Here is a 747-nt window from a genome sequence, read left to right on the forward strand (position 1 = left end):
ATGACAACCCCAATCACAAAAGAGCCTCTCTACGCAGAGGTTCACAACGTGCCAGATGATTACCATTTTACGGACGCCGAACTGGAACGCATCATCGCAGGGGATATGTTCACTCCCCGACAGGGCGCAATTATGGCGCGTGAGATTCAGGAACGCCGTAAAGCGGCGATGGACGCCGAGCCTGTTGGCGAGGTTGTCCTAGGCGAATATGACGATTGCGGATTCCACCCCGACGCAAGAGTTGCGTGCATTGCCGCTAATGGACAAGCCGACTGGGAAAACTTCAAGGATGGAACACGATTGTACACTGCCCCTCCTGGACTGGTAGCGATAGACGAGCGCGCGGAATTCAACGCGTGGAACAACGACGAGAATCTCCCCATCGCTGGGGTTGGTGCAAAAAACGCCGCTTGGTTGGCTTGGCAAGCGCGCGCTGAGTTGGGCCGCTCGTTAGTCGTGAACTCTCAGGCGGTTAACGCCGAGCCTGTAGCCGACGTTGTAGCCTGGCACAAAGAAGGCGAAGAGCGTGCCTGCGATATCCGTTGGCGACGTTTCGATGTCGCTCCTGGACCGCTGTTTGCTGTGGAGCATCCGGTGGCGACTGTACCAACGTTCGATGAATGGCTGGAAATTCGCGGCAACAAACCACTCGGTTGGGTCAAAGATGCGATGCGTGAATCGTATGACGCCTGCCGCACCGCCATGCTTCAGGCTGGCAACTCTCCGGCAATTCCGGATGGTTGGATT

The 747-nt window shown here is 56.6% G+C and carries 1 pseudogene; it reads left to right on the top strand.

Annotated elements, in window-relative coordinates:
- Positions 1 to 48: 48 nt before the first annotated feature.
- Positions 49 to 747 (top strand): annotated as a pseudogene (locus ACWWFX_RS25370) (hypothetical protein); the annotation flags it as partial.

This window comes from Pseudocitrobacter sp. 2023LY-00077 (assembly GCF_055796175.1).